The sequence below is a fragment of the Pantoea sp. JV6 genome (assembly GCF_025910055.1).
Classification (GTDB): domain Bacteria; phylum Pseudomonadota; class Gammaproteobacteria; order Enterobacterales; family Enterobacteriaceae; genus Pantoea; species Pantoea agglomerans.
Genome location: NZ_JAPCIM010000005.1, coordinates 1 through 17568, shown reverse-complemented (window position 1 = coordinate 17568; position 17568 = coordinate 1). Strand labels below are relative to the sequence as shown.

General features: G+C 57.1%; 17 protein-coding genes. 4 read left to right on the top strand and 13 right to left on the bottom strand.

Features of this window, described 5'->3' with window-relative positions; translation table 11 throughout:
* Window positions 1-25: 25 nt before the first annotated feature.
* From OK412_RS09090 to ydgT, 12 genes are all read right to left on the bottom strand, one after another.
* Window positions 26-1369: an enolase C-terminal domain-like protein gene (locus tag OK412_RS09090; protein ID WP_033757537.1), complete on the bottom strand. Its 1344-nt coding sequence runs from the start codon at window positions 1367-1369 to the stop codon at window positions 26-28.
* Window positions 1347-2690, bottom strand: a complete 1344-nt coding sequence (locus OK412_RS09085) for an MFS transporter (protein WP_010245410.1) — start codon at window positions 2688-2690, stop codon at window positions 1347-1349. The genes OK412_RS09090 and OK412_RS09085 overlap by 23 nt, the downstream gene beginning before the upstream one ends.
* 257 nt (window positions 2691-2947) lie before the next feature.
* A complete protein-coding gene (locus OK412_RS09080; protein ID WP_010670074.1) occupies window positions 2948-3667 on the bottom strand; it encodes an HPP family protein in 720 nt (239 codons plus the stop codon).
* Window positions 3668-3873: 206 nt separating this feature from the next.
* Entirely contained in the window at window positions 3874-4506 is a 633-nt protein-coding gene (gene nth, locus OK412_RS09075) for an endonuclease III (protein ID WP_010245402.1), read from the bottom strand.
* Complete coding sequence (locus tag OK412_RS09070) at window positions 4503-5207, bottom strand: electron transport complex subunit E (protein ID WP_010245400.1); 705 nt, start codon at window positions 5205-5207, stop codon at window positions 4503-4505. The genes nth and OK412_RS09070 overlap by 4 nt, the downstream gene beginning before the upstream one ends.
* Window positions 5200-5832, bottom strand: coding sequence for an electron transport complex subunit RsxG (gene rsxG, locus OK412_RS09065; protein ID WP_010245397.1), 633 nt, complete (start codon window positions 5830-5832; stop codon window positions 5200-5202). Before rsxG ends, OK412_RS09070 begins: the two co-directional genes overlap by 8 nt.
* A gap of 3 nt (window positions 5833-5835) precedes the next feature.
* Entirely contained in the window at window positions 5836-6894 is a 1059-nt protein-coding gene (gene rsxD, locus OK412_RS09060) for an electron transport complex subunit RsxD (RefSeq protein WP_010670076.1), read from the bottom strand.
* Window positions 6895-9321 carry an electron transport complex subunit RsxC gene (gene rsxC, locus OK412_RS09055; RefSeq protein ID WP_264353098.1) on the bottom strand — a complete coding sequence of 809 codons (2427 nt, stop codon included), beginning with the start codon at window positions 9319-9321 and terminating at the stop codon, window positions 6895-6897.
* Window positions 9314-9892, bottom strand: a complete 579-nt coding sequence (rsxB, locus tag OK412_RS09050) for an electron transport complex subunit RsxB (RefSeq protein WP_010245386.1) — start codon at window positions 9890-9892, stop codon at window positions 9314-9316. The genes rsxC and rsxB overlap by 8 nt, the downstream gene beginning before the upstream one ends.
* Complete coding sequence (gene rsxA, locus OK412_RS09045; protein WP_003853423.1) at window positions 9892-10473, bottom strand: electron transport complex subunit RsxA; 582 nt, start codon at window positions 10471-10473, stop codon at window positions 9892-9894. Before rsxA ends, rsxB begins: the two co-directional genes overlap by 1 nt.
* Window positions 10474-10596: 123 nt before the next feature.
* Window positions 10597-11040: a DUF2569 domain-containing protein gene (locus tag OK412_RS09040; RefSeq protein WP_010245382.1), complete on the bottom strand. Its 444-nt coding sequence runs from the start codon at window positions 11038-11040 to the stop codon at window positions 10597-10599.
* A gap of 110 nt (window positions 11041-11150) precedes the next feature.
* The gene (ydgT, locus tag OK412_RS09035; RefSeq protein ID WP_003853427.1) at window positions 11151-11366 is read right to left on the bottom strand and encodes a transcription modulator YdgT; all 216 of its coding nucleotides are present in this window, start codon (window positions 11364-11366) and stop codon (window positions 11151-11153) included.
* Window positions 11367-12053: 687 nt separating this feature from the next.
* On the opposite strand from ydgT, the gene ytfQ reads away from it, so the two are divergent.
* From ytfQ to yjfF, 4 genes are all read left to right on the top strand, one after another.
* Window positions 12054-13010 (top strand): galactofuranose ABC transporter, galactofuranose-binding protein YtfQ, encoded by a 957-nt coding sequence (gene ytfQ, locus OK412_RS09030; RefSeq protein ID WP_264353097.1) that lies wholly within the window; start codon window positions 12054-12056, stop codon window positions 13008-13010.
* Window positions 13011-13086: 76 nt separating this feature from the next.
* Window positions 13087-14607: a sugar ABC transporter ATP-binding protein gene (locus tag OK412_RS09025; RefSeq protein WP_010245377.1), complete on the top strand. Its 1521-nt coding sequence runs from the start codon at window positions 13087-13089 to the stop codon at window positions 14605-14607.
* Window positions 14600-15616 (top strand): galactofuranose ABC transporter, ATP-binding protein YtfT, encoded by a 1017-nt coding sequence (gene ytfT / locus OK412_RS09020; RefSeq protein WP_264353096.1) that lies wholly within the window; start codon window positions 14600-14602, stop codon window positions 15614-15616. Before OK412_RS09025 ends, ytfT begins: the two co-directional genes overlap by 8 nt.
* On the top strand, window positions 15613-16599 hold the full coding sequence (gene yjfF, locus OK412_RS09015) for a galactofuranose ABC transporter, permease protein YjfF (protein ID WP_010670080.1): 987 nt from the start codon (window positions 15613-15615) through the stop codon (window positions 16597-16599). Before ytfT ends, yjfF begins: the two co-directional genes overlap by 4 nt.
* Window positions 16600-16643: 44 nt before the next feature.
* Here the strand turns inward: yjfF and OK412_RS09010 are convergent, their stop codons facing one another.
* A complete protein-coding gene (locus tag OK412_RS09010) occupies window positions 16644-17111 on the bottom strand; it encodes a GNAT family N-acetyltransferase (protein WP_033779243.1) in 468 nt (155 codons plus the stop codon).
* Between the last annotated feature and the right edge of the window lie 457 nt (window positions 17112-17568).

Genomic DNA, 17568 nt, shown 5'->3' with positions numbered 1-17568 from the left:
TGACACTGTCACAGGGCGATGCTCGTCAGCGCAGCATGGCCGGGCGTTTTGCGTTAAAGGACCAGTTATCGATCAGAAACTGCATGCCCAGCGCATCGTTTCGGTTTTTATCCGGTAGCGAGTTGTAGAGTGCATGTGCCGCTTCAACCCGTTCCATATTCAGGGTAATCCCCAGCCCTGACCCCTCTGGCAGTTCCAGATAGCCATCCCGAATCTGCGGCGCATGCTGCGTCAGCTGCTGCCCATCCTGCCAGATCCAGTGGGTATCAAAGGCGGTCAGGCGATCACCGGGTGCGGCTGCCCCCAGATGCGCCACCATCGCCAGCGACACGTCAAAGTGGTTGTTTGAGTGGCAGCCGGTGGTCAGGCCCCACTCATGGCAGAGCTGCGCCACGGTGTGTGCGTTACGCATCGTCCAGAAGTGTGGGTCGGCCAGGGGAATGTCGATGGCATTGAGCTGCAGCGCATGCTGCAACTGTCGCCAGTCATTGGCGATCATATTCGTGGCAACCGGAATGCCGGTGGCCCGCCTGAATTCTGCCAGCGTTTCCCGACCGGAATAGCCATGCTCCGCGCCGCAGGGATCTTCCAGATAGGGAATGCGGCCCGCCAGCTGTTTGCCATAATAAATGGCCTCATCCAGCGACCAGCTGGCGTTAGGATCAACCGTTACCCGCGCCTGCGGGAAGCGCGCCAGCAGGGCATTGACCGTCTCCACTTCCACTTCGCCGTGATGGACTCCGCCCTTGAGTTTGAAATCGCGGAAACCATAGCGATCCGCTGCCGCCTCCGCCAGCCGCACCACGCCTTCCGCGTCCATCGCTTTCTCATGACGCAGTTGCAGCCAGGCATCACCACCCGCGTGGCCCGCCTGATAGTTCATGCTGGTCAGGTTACGGTCGGCGATATAGAACAGATAGCCGAGGACCGGCACCCGATCGCGCTGCTTGCCGCTGGCAAGTAACTCGGCCACCGGCAGATTCAGGTGCTGACCCAGCAGATCAAGCAGCGCCGCTTCAATCGCCGCGGTGGCGTTGTAAAACTTCTCCGGGTTCATCTGCGGAATATGAATGTCGTCGGTATGCGCGGTCTGCTGGTGTCGTGCGTCGCTGGCAAACAGCGTGGCGATAGTGGCATTCAGCCGCAGGAGTTCGCTGCCCTCAATCTGCGGACGAAAGCGCTCAAGCAGCGCCAGCGTTGAAGCGTGACAGGGACTTTCGCCGACGCCGGTACGGCCAGCCGAGTCAGTCAGGATCACCAGGATACGGGTAAAGTAGCAGTTGTGTGCGCCGCCAATGTTCAGCAGCATGCTGTCATATCCGGCGACCGGCACTACCCGCATTGTTTTAATGACTGGACTGTCTGACATGTTGATTCTCCATAGGATCAAGGGAAGGCGGGGATGGCTTGCGGCGCAGCAGCAGCCACAGCCCGGTCAGCAGCGAGACGCTGGTCAGGGCATAGAGACCGCCGGTAGTGGAGCCGGTCTTCATCTCCAGATAGCCAAACACCGTCGGTGCGAAGAAGCCGCCAAGGTTGCCAACGGAATTCACGAGCGCAATGCCCGGCGCGACAATCGAGGCGGGCAGCTCTCCCTGTGGCATCGGCCAGAAAAAGGTCGCGCTGACTTTCGAGCCGATACAGGCCACGATCATCGCCAGGAAGCCAAACCACGGGGAACCCAGCGTGGCCATAAAGGTACCGCAGGCCGCGACCAGCATGGCGACACCCAGCGCTTTATCGAGCTTGTCGCGGTGGCGGTCTGAAAAACGGCTCAGCAGATTAATGGCAATAATGGCGCACAGCCAGGGCACGGCGGTGAGAATGCCGATGCCAAAACTGCTGAAGCCCTGAATGCGCTGAATAATCTGCGGCAGCCAGAACACCAGCGTATAGCCGGTCATGGTCATAGTGAAAAAGATCGCGCAGAAGAACAGCAGGCTGCGATTACGTAGCAGCGACATTTTGCCTGGCTCGCGGTTAAGCTCGTCACGCTGCGCCTCTTCATTCTGCAGCTGCTGCACCAGCGCCTGTTTCTCCGCAGCACTCAGCCAGCGCGCCTCGCCAGGTCGTGACACCAGCACCCAGGCGGCGAGAATGCCGACCAGCACCGACGCACCGCCTTCGAGAAACATCACCCACTTCCAGCCTGCAATCCCCATGAAATTGTGCATCATCAGGATCGCGCCGGTGATGGGGCCGGAGAAGAGAAAGGCGCCAGCGGTGGCACTCAGCACCATCGCGGTGGCGCGGCCGCGCCAGGCATTGGGCACCCACTGACGAAAATAGAACAGCACGCCAGGAAAGAAGCCTGCTTCCGCTACGCCAAGTAAAAAACGCAGCAGGTAAAACTGGATCGGTGAGGTGACGAAACCGGTCAGGACCACCACCAGTCCCCAGGTTATCATGATGCGCGTCAGCCAGACGCGGGCGCCGAAGCGCTTCATCATCAGGTTGCTCGGCACCTCAAACAGCGCATAGCCGATAAAAAAGAGGCCCGCGCCCAGCCCAAAGGCCGCCGCGCTGATCCCGGCATCGGTTCGCAACTCCGCTTTGATAAAGCCAATATTGGCGCGGTCTATCTGGTTAATAATCAGCATCACCACCAGCATCGGGATGATATGGGTGAAGAACTTTTTGATGGCGGAGGCGATCAGCTCATCGTGCTGCGGGGACAAGGCGCTATCCATCGGTCTTCCTCGTGAGAAACGTAAAGAAGAGCAAAGTGTAGGGCGCTGAAAAGGCCAGCTCTATGGGCATCCGCCCAGGAGCCGATGGGCGTACGGCCTGGACGGTTGTGTTATCAGTATGTTACGGAGTGGCGTGGGCGAAGCGGCAGAGTAAAACTGTGGCAGCGATCAACTTCTCAGGACCAGGGTTCAGGGGAGACCTGAATGCCAGAAGTCGCGCCGACAGTGAAAGATGTAACAGTGCGGGCAGACAGGTTTCAGCCACTGAACTGACGGCGCTGGGCAATCTCTTCAGCACGCAGCAGCAGCGCCTGCAAATCATCCTCGTCAATATCCAGCAGTTCACCGTCCTGCAAAGCCTGATGCAGATCGGCGCGCGTCAGCGGCACCGGCATGGCTACCGGATCGGGTTTAACTTCTTCCGGGGCCAGCGGATGCGGATAGCGACGACCGGCCAGATTATTAAACAGCAGAGCCAGCAGGGCGAGGGTCAGTGAATTGAGCAGGATCGGCGTCAGGACAAAGTGATATCCAAGCTGCTGCACCGAAGGGCCGCCCAGAATAGCGGTCAGCGCAACGGCACCGCCGGGCGGATGCAGACAGCGCAGCTGGAACATTAACAGGATCGCCACACAGGCTGCGACGCCGCAGGCAAGGGCAGGATCAGGGATTAGCTGGCTGACGGTAACGCCCGCCAGCGCTGACAGGCTGTTGCCGCCGACGATTGCCCACGGCTGAGCCAGCGGACTGGCGGGCAGACCAAAGAGTAAAACCGCCGAGGCACCGACCGGCGCGACAAACCACAGGTTCAGCTCGCCCAGCACCCAGTGGCTCAGCAGGCTGGTCAGGATTAAACCGATACCGGCACCCAGTCCGGCGATCACCACATGCTTTTTACTCACTGCCAGCGGATGTGGCCAGAGGCGCGCCAGAAACAGGCGCAGAGGATGGCTTCCGGCAGAAGCGCTTTTGTTCATTACTTTACTCACTGTGTCATAACATTTTCTTATCGTCAGGGGCGGCGATTCTCCATCATCAACATCAATGTAACAACCCGACAAACTGTACCGTTATTCGTAGGAACAGGGAGAGCAGCAAAAGGGGGATCGGGCAGGAGACGCGTTAGCAGAGGTGATCGCCGGATAATAAAAAACCCGCCGCAGCGGGTCTTTCATCAGTGCAATCACTCGACTTTGTCGGGATACTCACAGAGATCTTCAATCAGGCAGGAGCCACAGCGGGGTTTACGCGCCACGCAGGTGTAGCGGCCGTGCAGAATCAGCCAGTGATGGCAATCAACCTTATACGCCGCCGGAACCACCTTCAGCAGCTTCTGCTCCACCTCTTCCACATTCTTACCCGGCGCAAATTTCGTCCGGTTGCTGACGCGAAAGATATGGGTATCGACGGCTATCGTCGGCCAGCCAAAGGCGGTGTTGAGCACCACATTGGCGGTTTTACGGCCGACACCGGGCAGGGCTTCCAGTGCCGCACGATCTTCCGGCACTTCGCCGTTGTGCTGCTCAAGCAGAATGCGGCAGGTTTTAATCACATTTTCCGCTTTGCTGTTAAACAGGCCGATGGTTTTAATGTACTCCTTCACGCCATCCACACCCAGCGCCAGCATCGCGGCAGGCGTGTTGGCCACCGGATAGAGCTTTGCGGTGGCTTTGTTCACGCTGACATCGGTCGCCTGCGCCGAGAGCAGCACCGCAATCAGCAACTCAAATGGCGTGCTGAAGTTGAGTTCGGTGGTCGGATGCGGATTATTCTGCTGCAGCCGACGGAGAATTTCGGTGCGTTTGGTCTGATTCACACCGGTTTCCCGACAGCGTCCTGAGGCGGCGCGGTTTCAGCCGCCTGAGCACGCAGTGCTGCCCGCTGTTTCATCTTCTGATCGATCAGATATTTACCCGCCAGCATCATGCCCAGGCCGATAAAGGCGCCTGGCGGCAGCATCGCCAGCAGCATTGGCGAGTCGAAATGGACCACTTCGATACGCAGCGACTTCGCCCAGGGACCGAGCAGCTGGTCGGCACCGTTAAACAGCGTGCCGCTGCCGATAATTTCGCGCAGCGATCCCAGCACCACCATAGCGCAGGTCGCGCCCATGCCGATGGCGAAGCCATCCAGCGCGGCAAGCGGAATGCTGCTTTTAGAGGCGACGGCTTCAGCACGACCGACCACGATGCAGTTGGTCACGATCAGCGGGATAAAAATCCCCAGCGACTGATAAAGACCATAGGCATAGGCGTTGATCAGCATCTGTACACAGCTCACTACCGAGGCGATGATCATCACATATATCGGGATACGAATTTCCGATGGCACCCAGCGGCGCGAGGCGGAAATAAAACTGTTAGTCAGGGTCAGCACCAGCGTGGTCGCCAGACCTAAACCCAGCGCGTTGGTGGCGGTTGCCGTGACCGCCAGCAGCGGACAGAGGCCCAGCAGCTGCACCAGCGCTGAGTTGTTCTTCCATAATCCACCGACCAGCAGGCTTTTAGCTTCACTCATTTGCGTCTCCACATACCGGTAACGAAGAGAGTCTCTCCGGAAGCGTTTTCATTAACAGCGCGGTGCGTTTGGTTGCATTGACCACCGCGCGTGGGGTAATGGTGGCACCGGTGAACTGATCGAATTCACCGCCATCTTTCTTAACCGCAAAAGCTTTATCCGCCGGACCATGAACCACTTTGCCATTAAAGCTGTTGATCCAGTCAGAGATACGCAGTTCGATCTTATCCCCCAGACCGGGCGTTTCGTGGTGTTCAATCACCCGCACGCCCAATACTTTACCCTGGAAATCGGCACCGACCAGCATCTGTATCGCACCAGAATAGCCGTCAGGTGCAGTCGTCTCCAGCGCAGCCGCGACCGGCTGGCCGCCTTTACGCGCCAGGAAGAGATGATGCGGCGCACTGTTGCCCAGCGCTGCATCCGTGACAACGTAACAGTCCTGCTGGATGTTGTTGTCATAAAGCTCAACAGGCACCACCTGGTCCAGCAGGTTTTTCTGCTGCAACAGGGTCTGATGTTCCACCGTCGGCTTGGTTACCGTATTTACCACTGCCGTGGCGGCGGTAGTGATCGCAGCAAAAATCGCCAGCGTAACCCCGTTTTTGCGAATCGTCTCCAGCATCGCTTAATCCTTCTGATGGCCGTAAACGCGCGGCTGGGTGTAGTAATCGATGAGCGGCACACAGATGTTCGCCAGCAGCACAGCAAACGCTACGCCATCGGGATAACCGCCAAAACTGCGGATCAGCCAGACCAGCAGTCCAATCAGCGCGCCATACACCAGGCGGCCACGGTTGGTGGTTGAAGCGGTCACCGGATCGGTGGCAATGAAGAACGCACCCAGCATGGTGGCACCGGAGAAAAGATGAATCAGCGGGCTGTTCAGCGATTCTGGTGAGAAGAACCAGCCCAGCGTCGCGCAGAAGGCCAGTGACAGCAGCATGGCGGCAGGGACATGCCAGCGGATAGCATTTTTCCAAAGCAGGAACAGGCCGCCGGCCAGATAACCCACGTTAACCCACTGCCAGCCGAGGCCCGCCAGCACGCCGCTGTAAATCGGCTGCGCCAGCAGATGTTCAGCACTGTGCCCCGCGCGTAAACCGGTTTTAAACGTATCAAGCGGCGTCGCCTGGCTGATGCCATCAACACCCATCTGTAACTGCTGCATGGTTTCACCCGCCAGCGTGTGGCCCTGGAACACCATGCTCAGGCTGTCCATCAGCCCGGGTTTGATCGCCTGAAGCGTATCGGGCGGCAACCAGCTGGTCATCTGCACCGGGAAGGAGATGAGCAGGACCACATAGCCGACCATCGCCGGGTTAAACGGATTCTGGCCCAGTCCGCCATAGAGCTGCTTCGCAATGACGACAGCAAACAGGGTACCGATCACCACCAGCCACCACGGCGCCAGCGGCGGCAGGCTGATACCGATCAGGACGGCGGTCAGCAGCGCCGAGTTATCTGCCAGCGTGCTGGCAACGGGCGCTTTGCGCAGTCGCAGAATCGCTGCCTCTGTCAGCCAGGCGGTCAGCGTCGCCAGTAAGACCTGTAAAAAGGTGCCGTAGCCAAAGAAATAACACTGTGCAGCAAAACCTGGCACCGCGGCCAGCACCACCAGCAGCATGATATTGCCGGTGCTGCGGCGATTATGGGTGTAAGGAGAACTTGCGATACGAAAAGCCATTTAATCCTCAAGCGTCGTAGACGACTGCGCTTTACGCGCTTTGGCACGGGCGATGGCGGCAGCAATAGCGGCCTTGCGCGCATCATCGGGTTGATTCAGTTCAGGTGCCTGTTCAGGTTCTGCATTGGCGTTGTTTGCCTGCTCCTGGGCCTGCTCCGCTTTATCCACCGCAAAATGCGCGGCGGTAGCCAGTGCTGCGGCATCACGTGAAGCGGCATCCGCCTCACTTTCCGCCTGAGCGGCTTTCTTCGCTTTGGCGCGGGCGATGGCGGCCTGAACTGCGGCTTTACGCGGATCGCTTTCAGCGGCGGCGTCTGCAGCGCTGTCGGTTGCGGCCTGCGGTGCCTCGGCAGCTTCAGCCTGTGCGGCTTTCTTCGCTTTGGCGCGGGCGATAGCGGCCTGAACCGCGGCTTTACGCGGATCGGTATCAGCGGCGGCGTCCGGCGCGGCGCCTGCAGCGCTGTCGGTTGCGGCCTGCGGTGCCTCGGCATTTTCAGCCTGTGCGGCTTTCTTCGCTTTGGCACGGGCGATGGCGGCCTGAACCGCGGCTTTACGCGGATCGCTTTCAGCGGCGGCGTCATGTGCGGCGTCTGCAGCGCTGTCGGTTGCGGCCTGTGGTGCCTCGGCGTTTTCCGCCTGAGCGGCTTTCTTCGCTTTGGCGCGGGCGATGGCGGCTTCTACTGCCGATTTACGCGGATCGACACTGGCCTCAGCCTGGTTATCCGCCGCCTCAACCGGCACTGTTTTCTTCGCTTTCGCCCGGGCAATAGCCGCTTCAACTGCCGCTTTACGCGGATCGACGGTCTGACGCGTCACCGGCTGGGTTTCAGCCTGCGCCTCGGCCTGACGCAGACGCGCCTGCGCATGGCGGGCTTCACGCTGGGCTTCAAGCGTTGCCTCATCCGGTTCGGCCGCCTGGCGGGCTTTCACCCGCGCTTTGGCCGCAGCCAGTTCGCTGGTATCGGTGCGGGCAACGCGTTGCTTCGCCTCTTCATGACGCGCTTCACGAGCCTGCTTTTCACGCTCCAGTCGCGCCTGACGGGCTTCGAAGCGTGCTTTGGCTTCCAGCGTGCGTTTCGCTTCCAGATCGATGGCGCGCAGTTCCGCTTTTTCCTGACGGTAATATTGCACCAGCGGAATGTTGCTCGGGCAGACATAGGCGCAGGCACCACATTCGATGCAGTCATCAATATGGTGAGCGCGCGCTTTATCGTGATCGCCGCCCTGGCTGTACCAGTAAAGCTGTTGCGGCAGCAGTTTGGCCGGACAGGCATCGGCACAGGCTGAACAGCGAATGCAGGACTGCTCTTCGTCGTTGTTGCCCATTTCACTGGCAGATGGAGCCAGAATACAGTTGGTGATCTTCACCACTGGCACATCCAGCGATGGCAGAGTAAAGCCCATCAGCGGACCGCCCATGATCACCATCTGACGCGGCGCAGGCGTGAACCCGACCTGGTGTAACAGATGGCTGATCGGGGTGCCGAGACGACTCCAGACGTTACGCGGCTGGGCAATCGCCTCGCCGGTCAGCGTCACAACGCGTTCGGTGATCGGTTCACCATTGATAATGGCCCGCTTAACCGCCCAGGCGGTGCCGACGTTCTGCATCAGCACGCCGATATCGGAGGAACGCCCGCCGTGCGGCACTTCCTTCCCGGTCAGGATGCGGGTCAACTGCTTGGCACCGCCGGAGGGATATTTGGTCGGGATGACCCGGATGTGCAGATCACGCTCGCTACCCAGCGCCTGCTTCAGTGCGGCAATGGCTTCAGGCTTGTTATCTTCAATGCCAATCAGCAGCTGTTCAGCCTGTAACACCCAGGCGAGAATACGGCTGCCTTCCAGGACTTCGGCAGCGTAGTCCTGCATCAGACGATCGTCAGCGGTGATATAAGGTTCACACTCCGCCGCGTTAATAATCAGGGTTTTAACCCCGCGCAGGCCGCCCTTCAGTTTGGTGGCGGTGGGGAAACCCGCGCCGCCGAGACCGGCGATGCCGGCGTCGTGAATGCGCTGAACAATGTCGGCGCGCGGATGCTGACGGTAGTCAGGCAGCGGATCCAGCGGCATCCAGCGGTCGTCGCCATCTGGCGTCAGGAAAATGCAAAGCTCAGAGAGACCTGAAGGGTGCGCGGTCATATGCTGACCGATATCTTCAATCACGCCGGAGGTGGGCGCGTGGACTGGCAGCATGCGGCCAGTGCCAAATGTCAGAGGCTGACCGCGCAGCACTTTGTCGCCAGGCGCAACGCAGATCTCACCTTCATGTCCGATATGCTGTTTCAGCGGGATAATAAAACGGTGCGGCAACGGCAGTTCGCTGAGCGGCGTGCCGTTGGACTGGGTTTTCATTTCAGGCGGATGAATACCGCCCTGAAAATCCCAGACCTTCTCTTTTTTCAGGAAGTTAAACAGATTAAGCATGAGTTTCTACCGGGATCACCCGTACAGGAATGGTATTTAAATCCCACTTCCAGTTAGCTGGCGTGGTGGCAACCGGACGCATTTCAATACAGTCAGTCGGGCAGGGCGCGACACAGAGATCGCAGCCGGTGCAGACATCGCTCAGCACGGTGTGCATGGCGCGGGTTGCCCCGACAATCGCATCCACCGGACAGGCCTGAATACATTTGGTGCAGCCAATGCAGTTGGCTTCATCAATAAACGCCACGGTGCGCACCGGCTCTTTCGCCGTTTCATCGCCATCAATTGGCTGCGGTTCAACGTTAAGCAGGGCTGCCAGCTTGAGCATGGTCTGCTCACCACCTGGCGCGCATTTATTGATCGCTTCACCATTGTTACCGACCGCATCCGCATAGGGACGACAACCCGGATAGCCACACTGACCGCACTGGCTCTGCGGCAGGATGGCATCAATCTGCTCAACGATAGGATCTTCTTCGACCTCAAAGCGGCGCGAGGCGTAACCCAGCAGCGCGCCGAACACCAGGCTCAGCGCACTTAATACGGCAACAGCAATCCAGATCGCGGTCATCAGAATTTCACCAGACCGCTGAAGCCCATAAACGCCAGCGCCATCAGGCCCGCGGTAATCAGGGCGATGGAGTTGCCTTTAAACGGGGCAGGAACATTAGCCAGCACCAGCCGCTCGCGCATACCGGCGAACAGCACCATCACCAGCGAGAAGCCGATAGAGGCACTGAAACCATACAGCGCGGCCTGCATAAAGGTGTGGTTAAGGTTGACGCTCAGCAGAGGTACGCCCAGCACCGCACAGTTGGTGGTGATCAGCGGCAGAAAGATACCCAGCAGACGATAGAGCGACGGGCTGGTTTTACGCACCACCATTTCGGTGAACTGCACCACGACGGCGATCACCAGGATATAGGCCATGGTACGCAGATAGACCAGATCCAGCGGCAGCAGGATCAGATGGTTGACCAGCCATGCGCAGATCGAGGCCAGGGTAATGACGAATGTCGTGGCGAGGCCCATGCCAATCGCCGTTTCCAGTTTTTTGGAAACGCCCATAAAAGGACACAGGCCGAGAAACTTCACTAATACGAAGTTATTCACCAGCACGGTGCCAACAAAGAGAAGCAGATAATCGGTCATTTTTTCGCCTGGGAGCCAGAAAGCGGCTTATTATCATTGATAGCGCGGCGTATCTCAACACCTGCGCCATCTGCTGAGCGGCAGACCGCACTCAGAATTAAATTCCTGACATAACTCACAGCGTTATGGCGCGATAAAGGTCGTTTTTACCCGTTTTGAGCGTTTGAAGTAGGGCGCAAACACCGCAGCGGCCAGCAGCGACAGCAGTAATGTCTGGAGGGCACGGCTATCGGTAACCGGCGTAAAGGCAAAGGTTTTCAGCGCCAGCAGCACGGTAATCAGCAGCCAGAGCAGGTAGTGACGCGGCAGGCGGCGGGAGCGCTTAAAGAACAGCCAGCTGATCCAGAGACTATAGGCCCAGACCGCCACGGCGGTGAGCAGGGAAATAGCCCAGTAAGAGAAGAGTGTGCTGCCGTGAGAAAACAGCGCCACACGCCATTCCGGATTAAACAGTGGTGTCAGATACATCGCCAGCACCAGAACGGTGGTTAACAGGGTCATTATCAGCCAGGCCAGCGGCAGCAAAAGCCAGCCACCAATACGCGGCGCAGCAACCTGTTCATTCATCGTGGTTATTCCTGTCTCGGGGAGTCGAAGCGCAGCAGAATAACATGTCCAGAGGGGCACGCCCATCCGGACAAGATCAGCGGGATAAACAGCGATAAATCAGCCGGAAATCAGACCACGTAGCGCCACACCGTTTTAGGGACACAGCCGAGATCATATAACCGTCCGCCAGAGACCAGTTCAGCACGTCGGTGATCGGCAGCCCGGTACATATTGATGATTTCCAGATCATTCGTCAGGGAGTAATTAAGATGATCGAAAAGCTTTTCCAGACTGTCTGAATTATTTACTTTGCGGAATTTAAGCAGGTAATCGTGCGCAGTCATCATTGCCATAACAGATAGAAGTAACAAAGGAGTGCTCAGTATAGGGGGCAAGCTTATGCTGTCCAGATCATGCGGCTTAAAAAAGGCGAAAATCAGATAAAAGCACCTTATTAGTCACTAAAACTCCATATCTGGCTTTTTTACTATTGTCTGAGCCAGCAACTCAGCGTCTCTATCTTAAACACCTCACTAACTTATTACGGACAGAGCCGGCATAAAGCGTTTAAAAGCAGAGGTTAAATATTATTTTTTTTCTTATTCAGCGCTGACAATGCATTAGTGGCTTCTTTCTCACCCTTTTAGCTCAGGAAAATTAACCATTCTGCACTTAGTGCCAGAGAAACGTTTCGCGCCTGACTCAGGCCAGCGATCTACTGTGCGGACTATCACAAATCCCATTTTTTGTTCATCGCAGGCCGGATAACCCGTTTTGTACGCCTGGCTGTAATCGTTTCCAGTGGAAGTAAGCATAAGCGATTCTGTTTATTACAATTATTTAACGAGCAGATTTTTTCTACTCAGCCGTTTTATCCATAACTCCCTCGTCAGCCAAACCGTGTGACTACACGTAACCCCTTTAAATTGCTCTGTTTTGTGAAGTGTGTCGCCATTATGCACGCTTTTTTAGTCCAGTCTAAGCAGGCTCTCTACCCTAAACAGCAAACGCCTTTCAGAGGATTAAAAACTATGTGGAAACGTTTACTTCTGACCACGCTGGTCAGCGCCGCGTTAACCGGCCCGGTACTCGCTGCAGATATGACGGTCGGCTTCTCGCAGGTAGGTTCGGAATCTGGCTGGCGTTCGGCGGAAACCAACGTAGCGAAAAGCGAAGCCAAAAAACGCGGAATCACCCTGAAAATCGCCGACGGACAGCAGAAACAAGAGAATCAGATCAAGGCAGTACGTTCGTTTATCGCTCAGGGCGTTGATGCCATCTTCATCGCACCGGTGGTGCAGACCGGCTGGGAGCCGGTACTGGAAGAAGCCAAAGATGCCAAAATCCCGGTTTACCTGCTGGACCGCGCCATTGTGGTAAAAGACAAATCGCTCTATCAGGCGGTGGTGACGGCTGACAACGTGCTGGAAGGCAAGCTGATTGGCGACTGGCTGGTGAAAACCGTGGGCGACAAGCAGTGTAACGTGGTGGAACTGCAGGGCACGGTGGGTGCCAGCGTGGCAATCGATCGTAAGAAAGGCTTTGCTGAAGCGATCAGCAACCATCCAAACATTAAAGTGATCCGCTCGCAGTCGGGTGACTTTACCCGCAGTAAGGGTAAAGAGGTGATGGAGAGCTTTATCAAGGCAGAGAACAACGGCAAAAACATCTGCATGGTTTACGCGCATAACGATGATATGGCGATCGGTGCCATTCAGGCGATTAAAGAAGCTGGCCTGAAACCGGGCAAAGATATTCTGTCCGGCTCGATTGATGGTGTACCGGATATCTATAAAGCGATGCTGGCGGGTGAGGCTAACGCCAACGTGGAGCTGACGCCAAACATGGCTGGCCCGGCGTTTGATGCGCTGGAAAAATTCAAGAAAGATGGCACGCTGCCGCCAAAAGTGATCAAGACCGAATCTAAGCTGTTCCTGCCTGCCGACGCGCAGAAGGAGCTGGATACCAAAAAAGGCATGGGTTACTGATTCACCGATCAGCCGCAGACCAGCCGCAGACCGCCCTACGGGGCGGTTTTTCATGACGTGAGGCGGAGTGAGCAGAATGACCACGCAAAATGAAACACCGCTGTTATCCATCAGCGGCGTCAGCAAAGGTTTTCCCGGCGTCAAAGCGCTGAATAATGTTTCCTTTGATATCCGTAAAGGGGAGATCATGGCGCTGCTGGGAGAGAACGGTGCCGGCAAGTCCACCCTGATTAAAGTGCTGACCGGTGTTTACAGCCGTGATGCAGGGACCATCACCCTGAATGGTGAGCCGATTACGCCGCATAATACGGCGCAGGCGCAGGAGATGGGCATCGGCACCGTTTATCAGGAAGTGAATATGCTGCCGAACATGTCGGTGGCAGATAACCTCTATATTGGCCGTGAACCGCGCCGCTTTGGCATGATCGACCGTCGCCGGATGGTGCGGGAGGCCGATGCGCTGATGCGGAATTATGGTTTTTCCCTCGATGTGACACGTCCGCTGGGCCACTACTCGGTGGCGATGCAGCAGATTATCGCCATCTGCCGCGCGGTCGATCTTTCCGCCCAGGTTTTGATCCTGGATGAGCCGACAGCCAGTCTGGATGCCAGCGAGGTTGAGATGCTGTTTACCCTGATGGCGCAGTTAAAAGCCAAAGGGATGAGCCTGATTTTTGTGACGCACTTTCTCGACCAGGTGTACCGCATTACTGACCGGATTACCGTGCTGCGTAACGGGCAGTTTATCGCCACCCGCGATACCGCCACGCTGCCGCAGATTGAGCTGATTAAGCTGATGCTGGGTCGCGAACTGCTGGAGACGGCGCTGCAGCGGCAGGGCAGCACGCTGCGCAGCAATCAGCCGGTGGTGTCGTTTGAGGATTACGGCAGGAAAGGCACCATCGAGCCCTTTAACCTGGAAGTTCGTCCAGGCGAAGTCGTGGGACTGGCGGGGCTGCTGGGTTCGGGCCGCACCGAAACCGCCGAGGTGTTGTTTGGTATTCGTCGTGCCGACCGAGGAACAGCGAAGATCAAAGGCAAGGTGCAGCGCATTACTAATCCGGCGAAAGCCTCGCAGCTGGGCATGGGTTTTTGCCCGGAAGACCGTAAGACAGACGGGATTATCGGCGCGGCCTCGGTGCGTGAAAATATTATTCTGGCGTTGCAGGCGCAGCGCGGCTGGCTACGGCCGATTAAGAAGCGCGAGCAGCAGGCGATTGCCGATCGTTTTATCAAGAGTCTGGGTATTCGTACGCCGCATGCAGAGCAGCCTGTGGAGCTGTTATCGGGCGGCAACCAGCAGAAGGTGCTGCTGTCGCGCTGGCTGGTGACCAAACCGCAGTTTTTAATCCTCGACGAACCGACGCGCGGCATTGATGTGGGCGCGCACGCCGAGATTATCCGTTTAATTGAATCCCTGTGCGCCGACGGTCTGGCGCTGCTGGTGATCTCCTCTGAACTCGAAGAGCTGGTCGGTTATGCCGATCGGGTGTTGATTATGCGCGATCTGAAGCAGGTGGCAGAAATTCCGCTGGAGCAGCTTTCGGTAGCGTCGATCGTCAATGCTATCGCGGACGGAGGGGTAAAACATGCTTGAGTCCCCTATGACATCTGAAAAAACGCCACGTCGTAAGCTGAAACTCCCGCCAGGGATGCCGCAAATCGCCGCGCTGCTGTTGGTGCTGTTGATTGACAGTCTGGTGGCCAATAACTTTTTTGCCGTGCATCTGCAGGATGGGCGTCTGTTCGGCAGTCCGATCGATATTCTTAACCGTGCGGCACCGGTTGCCCTGCTGGCGATCGGGATGACGCTGGTGATCGCCACCGGCGGCATCGATCTTTCCGTGGGTGCGGTGATGGCGATCGCAGGCGCGACGGCTGCGACATTGACCGTAGCCGGACACGGTATGCCATTTATTATTCTCTGCACGCTGGGAACCGGTTTAGCCTGTGGCGTATGGAATGGCGTGCTGGTGGCGTTGCTGCGTATTCAGCCATTTGTTGCCACGCTGATTCTGATGGTCGCCGGGCGCGGAATCGCTCAGCTGATTACGCAGGGGCAGATTGTGACGTTCGACAGTGACAGTCTTGGCTGGTTTGGTAACGGCTCGCTGTGGATGTTGCCGGTCCCGGTCTGGATCACACTGGTGGTAGCGCTGGCGGTCTGGTTGCTGACGCGCAAAACCGCGCTGGGTCTGTTTATCGAAGCCGTGGGGATTAACCTGCGCGCGGCCCGTAATGCGGGGGTGACAGGCTGGCTGGTGGTAATGTCAACCTACGCCATAAGTGGCGTTTGTGCCGCTGTTGCGGGACTGATCGTCGCGGCGGATATTCGCGGTGCGGATGCTAATAACGCCGGATTATGGCTGGAGCTGGATGCGATTCTCGCCGTGGTGATTGGCGGTGCGTCGCTGATGGGTGGCCGCTTTAATCTGGTGTTGTCGCTGATCGGCGCGCTGATTATTCAGTCGATGAATACCGGGATTTTGCTCTCCGGCTTCCCGCCTGAGCTGAATCAGGTGGTGAAAGCGGTGGTGGTGATGTGCGTGCTGTTGCTGCAGTCACCACGGTTTATTGCGATGTTGAAACGGAGACGCCCGACATGATTAAACGTCATCTTCCGCTGATGATCACCTTGCTGGTGTTTGTGGCGGGTTACCTGTTTTGTCTGAGTCAGTTTCCGGGCTTTGCCTCCACCCGTGTAATCTGCAATATCCTGACCGATAATGCTTTCCTCGGGATTATCGCCGTCGGCATGACCTTCGTGATTTTATCGGGCGGTATCGATCTGTCGGTGGGTGCGGTGATCGCCTTTACCGGCGTGTTTCTTGCCCGGGCGATCGGTGATTTTCATATCGATCCGTTGCTGGCATTTGCGCTGATTCTGTCGCTGGGCGCGCTGTTCGGGGCCATGATGGGCTGGCTGATCGATGCGCTGAAGATTCCGGCATTTATCATTACGCTGGCGGGGATGTTTTTCCTGCGCGGATGCAGTTATCTGGTGTCGGAGAACTCAATTCCTATCGATCATCCGTTCTACAGCATGCTTTCCAGTCTGGCGTGGAAAGTGCCGGGCGGTGGGCGTCTCAGCCTGCTGGCGGTGATTATGCTGGTGGTGGTGTTTGGCGGGATTATTCTGGCGCACCGCACGCGTTTTGGTAACCGGGTTTACGCCATCGGTGGCAATATGACATCCGCCCAGCTGATGGGCGTTTCGACCCGTGCGACCACCATTAAGATTTATATGCTTTCCACCACGCTGGCGACGCTGGCCGGGATCGTGTTCTCGATTTATACCTCGGCAGGTTATGCGCTGGCAGGGCTGGGTGTGGAGCTGGATGCGATCGCGTCAGTGGTGATTGGCGGCACGCTGCTGTCGGGTGGTGTCGGTACAGTTTTGGGCACGCTGTTCGGTGTGTTGATTCAGGGGCTGATTCAGACCTGGATTAACTTCGACGGTACGCTGAGTTCCTGGTGGACCAAGATCGCCATCGGAATTCTGCTGTTTGCGTTTATCGCCCTGCAGCGGTTACTGACGGTCATCTGGGATCGTCAGCAGAACGCGCCCGTTAAGCGATTACCTTCCTGAGTTCTTCAGTACTCCGATCAATGGCGGCTCGCAGGAGCCGCCTTTTACTGCGCCAGAGGCAGCACCATTACCGTGACCTCTTCACCCGCGATTTGCCGCTGTTCCACCGCCTGCCATCCTGAACGCTGATAGTACGCCTGTTGATCGGGTGTATAGAGCCACAGTTCACCCATCTGCTGTTGTCTGGCTCGCGCAATCGCCTGCTGTATTAACGCTTTTGCCACGCCCTGACCCCGGAATGCCTTGTCCGTCACCACCTCACCAATCCAGAATTCTCGTGCCGGAATGTCATCCAGTTCATAGCGAATGACGCTACAGGTCGCGACCACCGTTTCGCCATCCGGTGTGGCAATAAGAGTAAATTCTGCCGAAGGTTTCTGATTGCGCTGTTTTAAACGCTCAAGGATGGCAGGCGGGTGAGACCATGCAGGAAGGTGTGACCATTCAGTGTGCAACAGTTGTGCGGTTTGTCCGGCGAAGCCGGGATGTTGGTTTAGCTCGGCAATTTGCATGGCGCTGGCGACCTTTGTTTTGTCAGGCTACAAGCAATACAGGCTGGTGGGGGAAAGTGCAAGTTCATGAAAGGGTTAATTTATAGCAAAGACTTAGGTTCTCTTTTGTATGACAGGAAAAACAATCGCTTTAGATTAAGGAGCAGGGTCAGGAAAGGTATGCCTGATCGCAAAGGATTCCCGCATCCATGCGGATCGGCCGCGCCATCCCTGGCGCGGACGCTTTGCTCTTCAGGCATACCATTCCTTCCCGGTTGGGCTGATGCATCGCTTTAAGAAGCAGGACAGTGGATATTTCTATTGATGGTGGATTAATACAAATTGCTTTTGGCTGATGAGAAAGGTCAGGAAAGGTATGCCTGATCGCAAAGGATTCCCGCATCCATGCGGATCGGCCGCGCCATTCCTGGCACGGACGCTTTGCTCTTCAGGCATACCTTTCCTTCCCGGTTGGGCT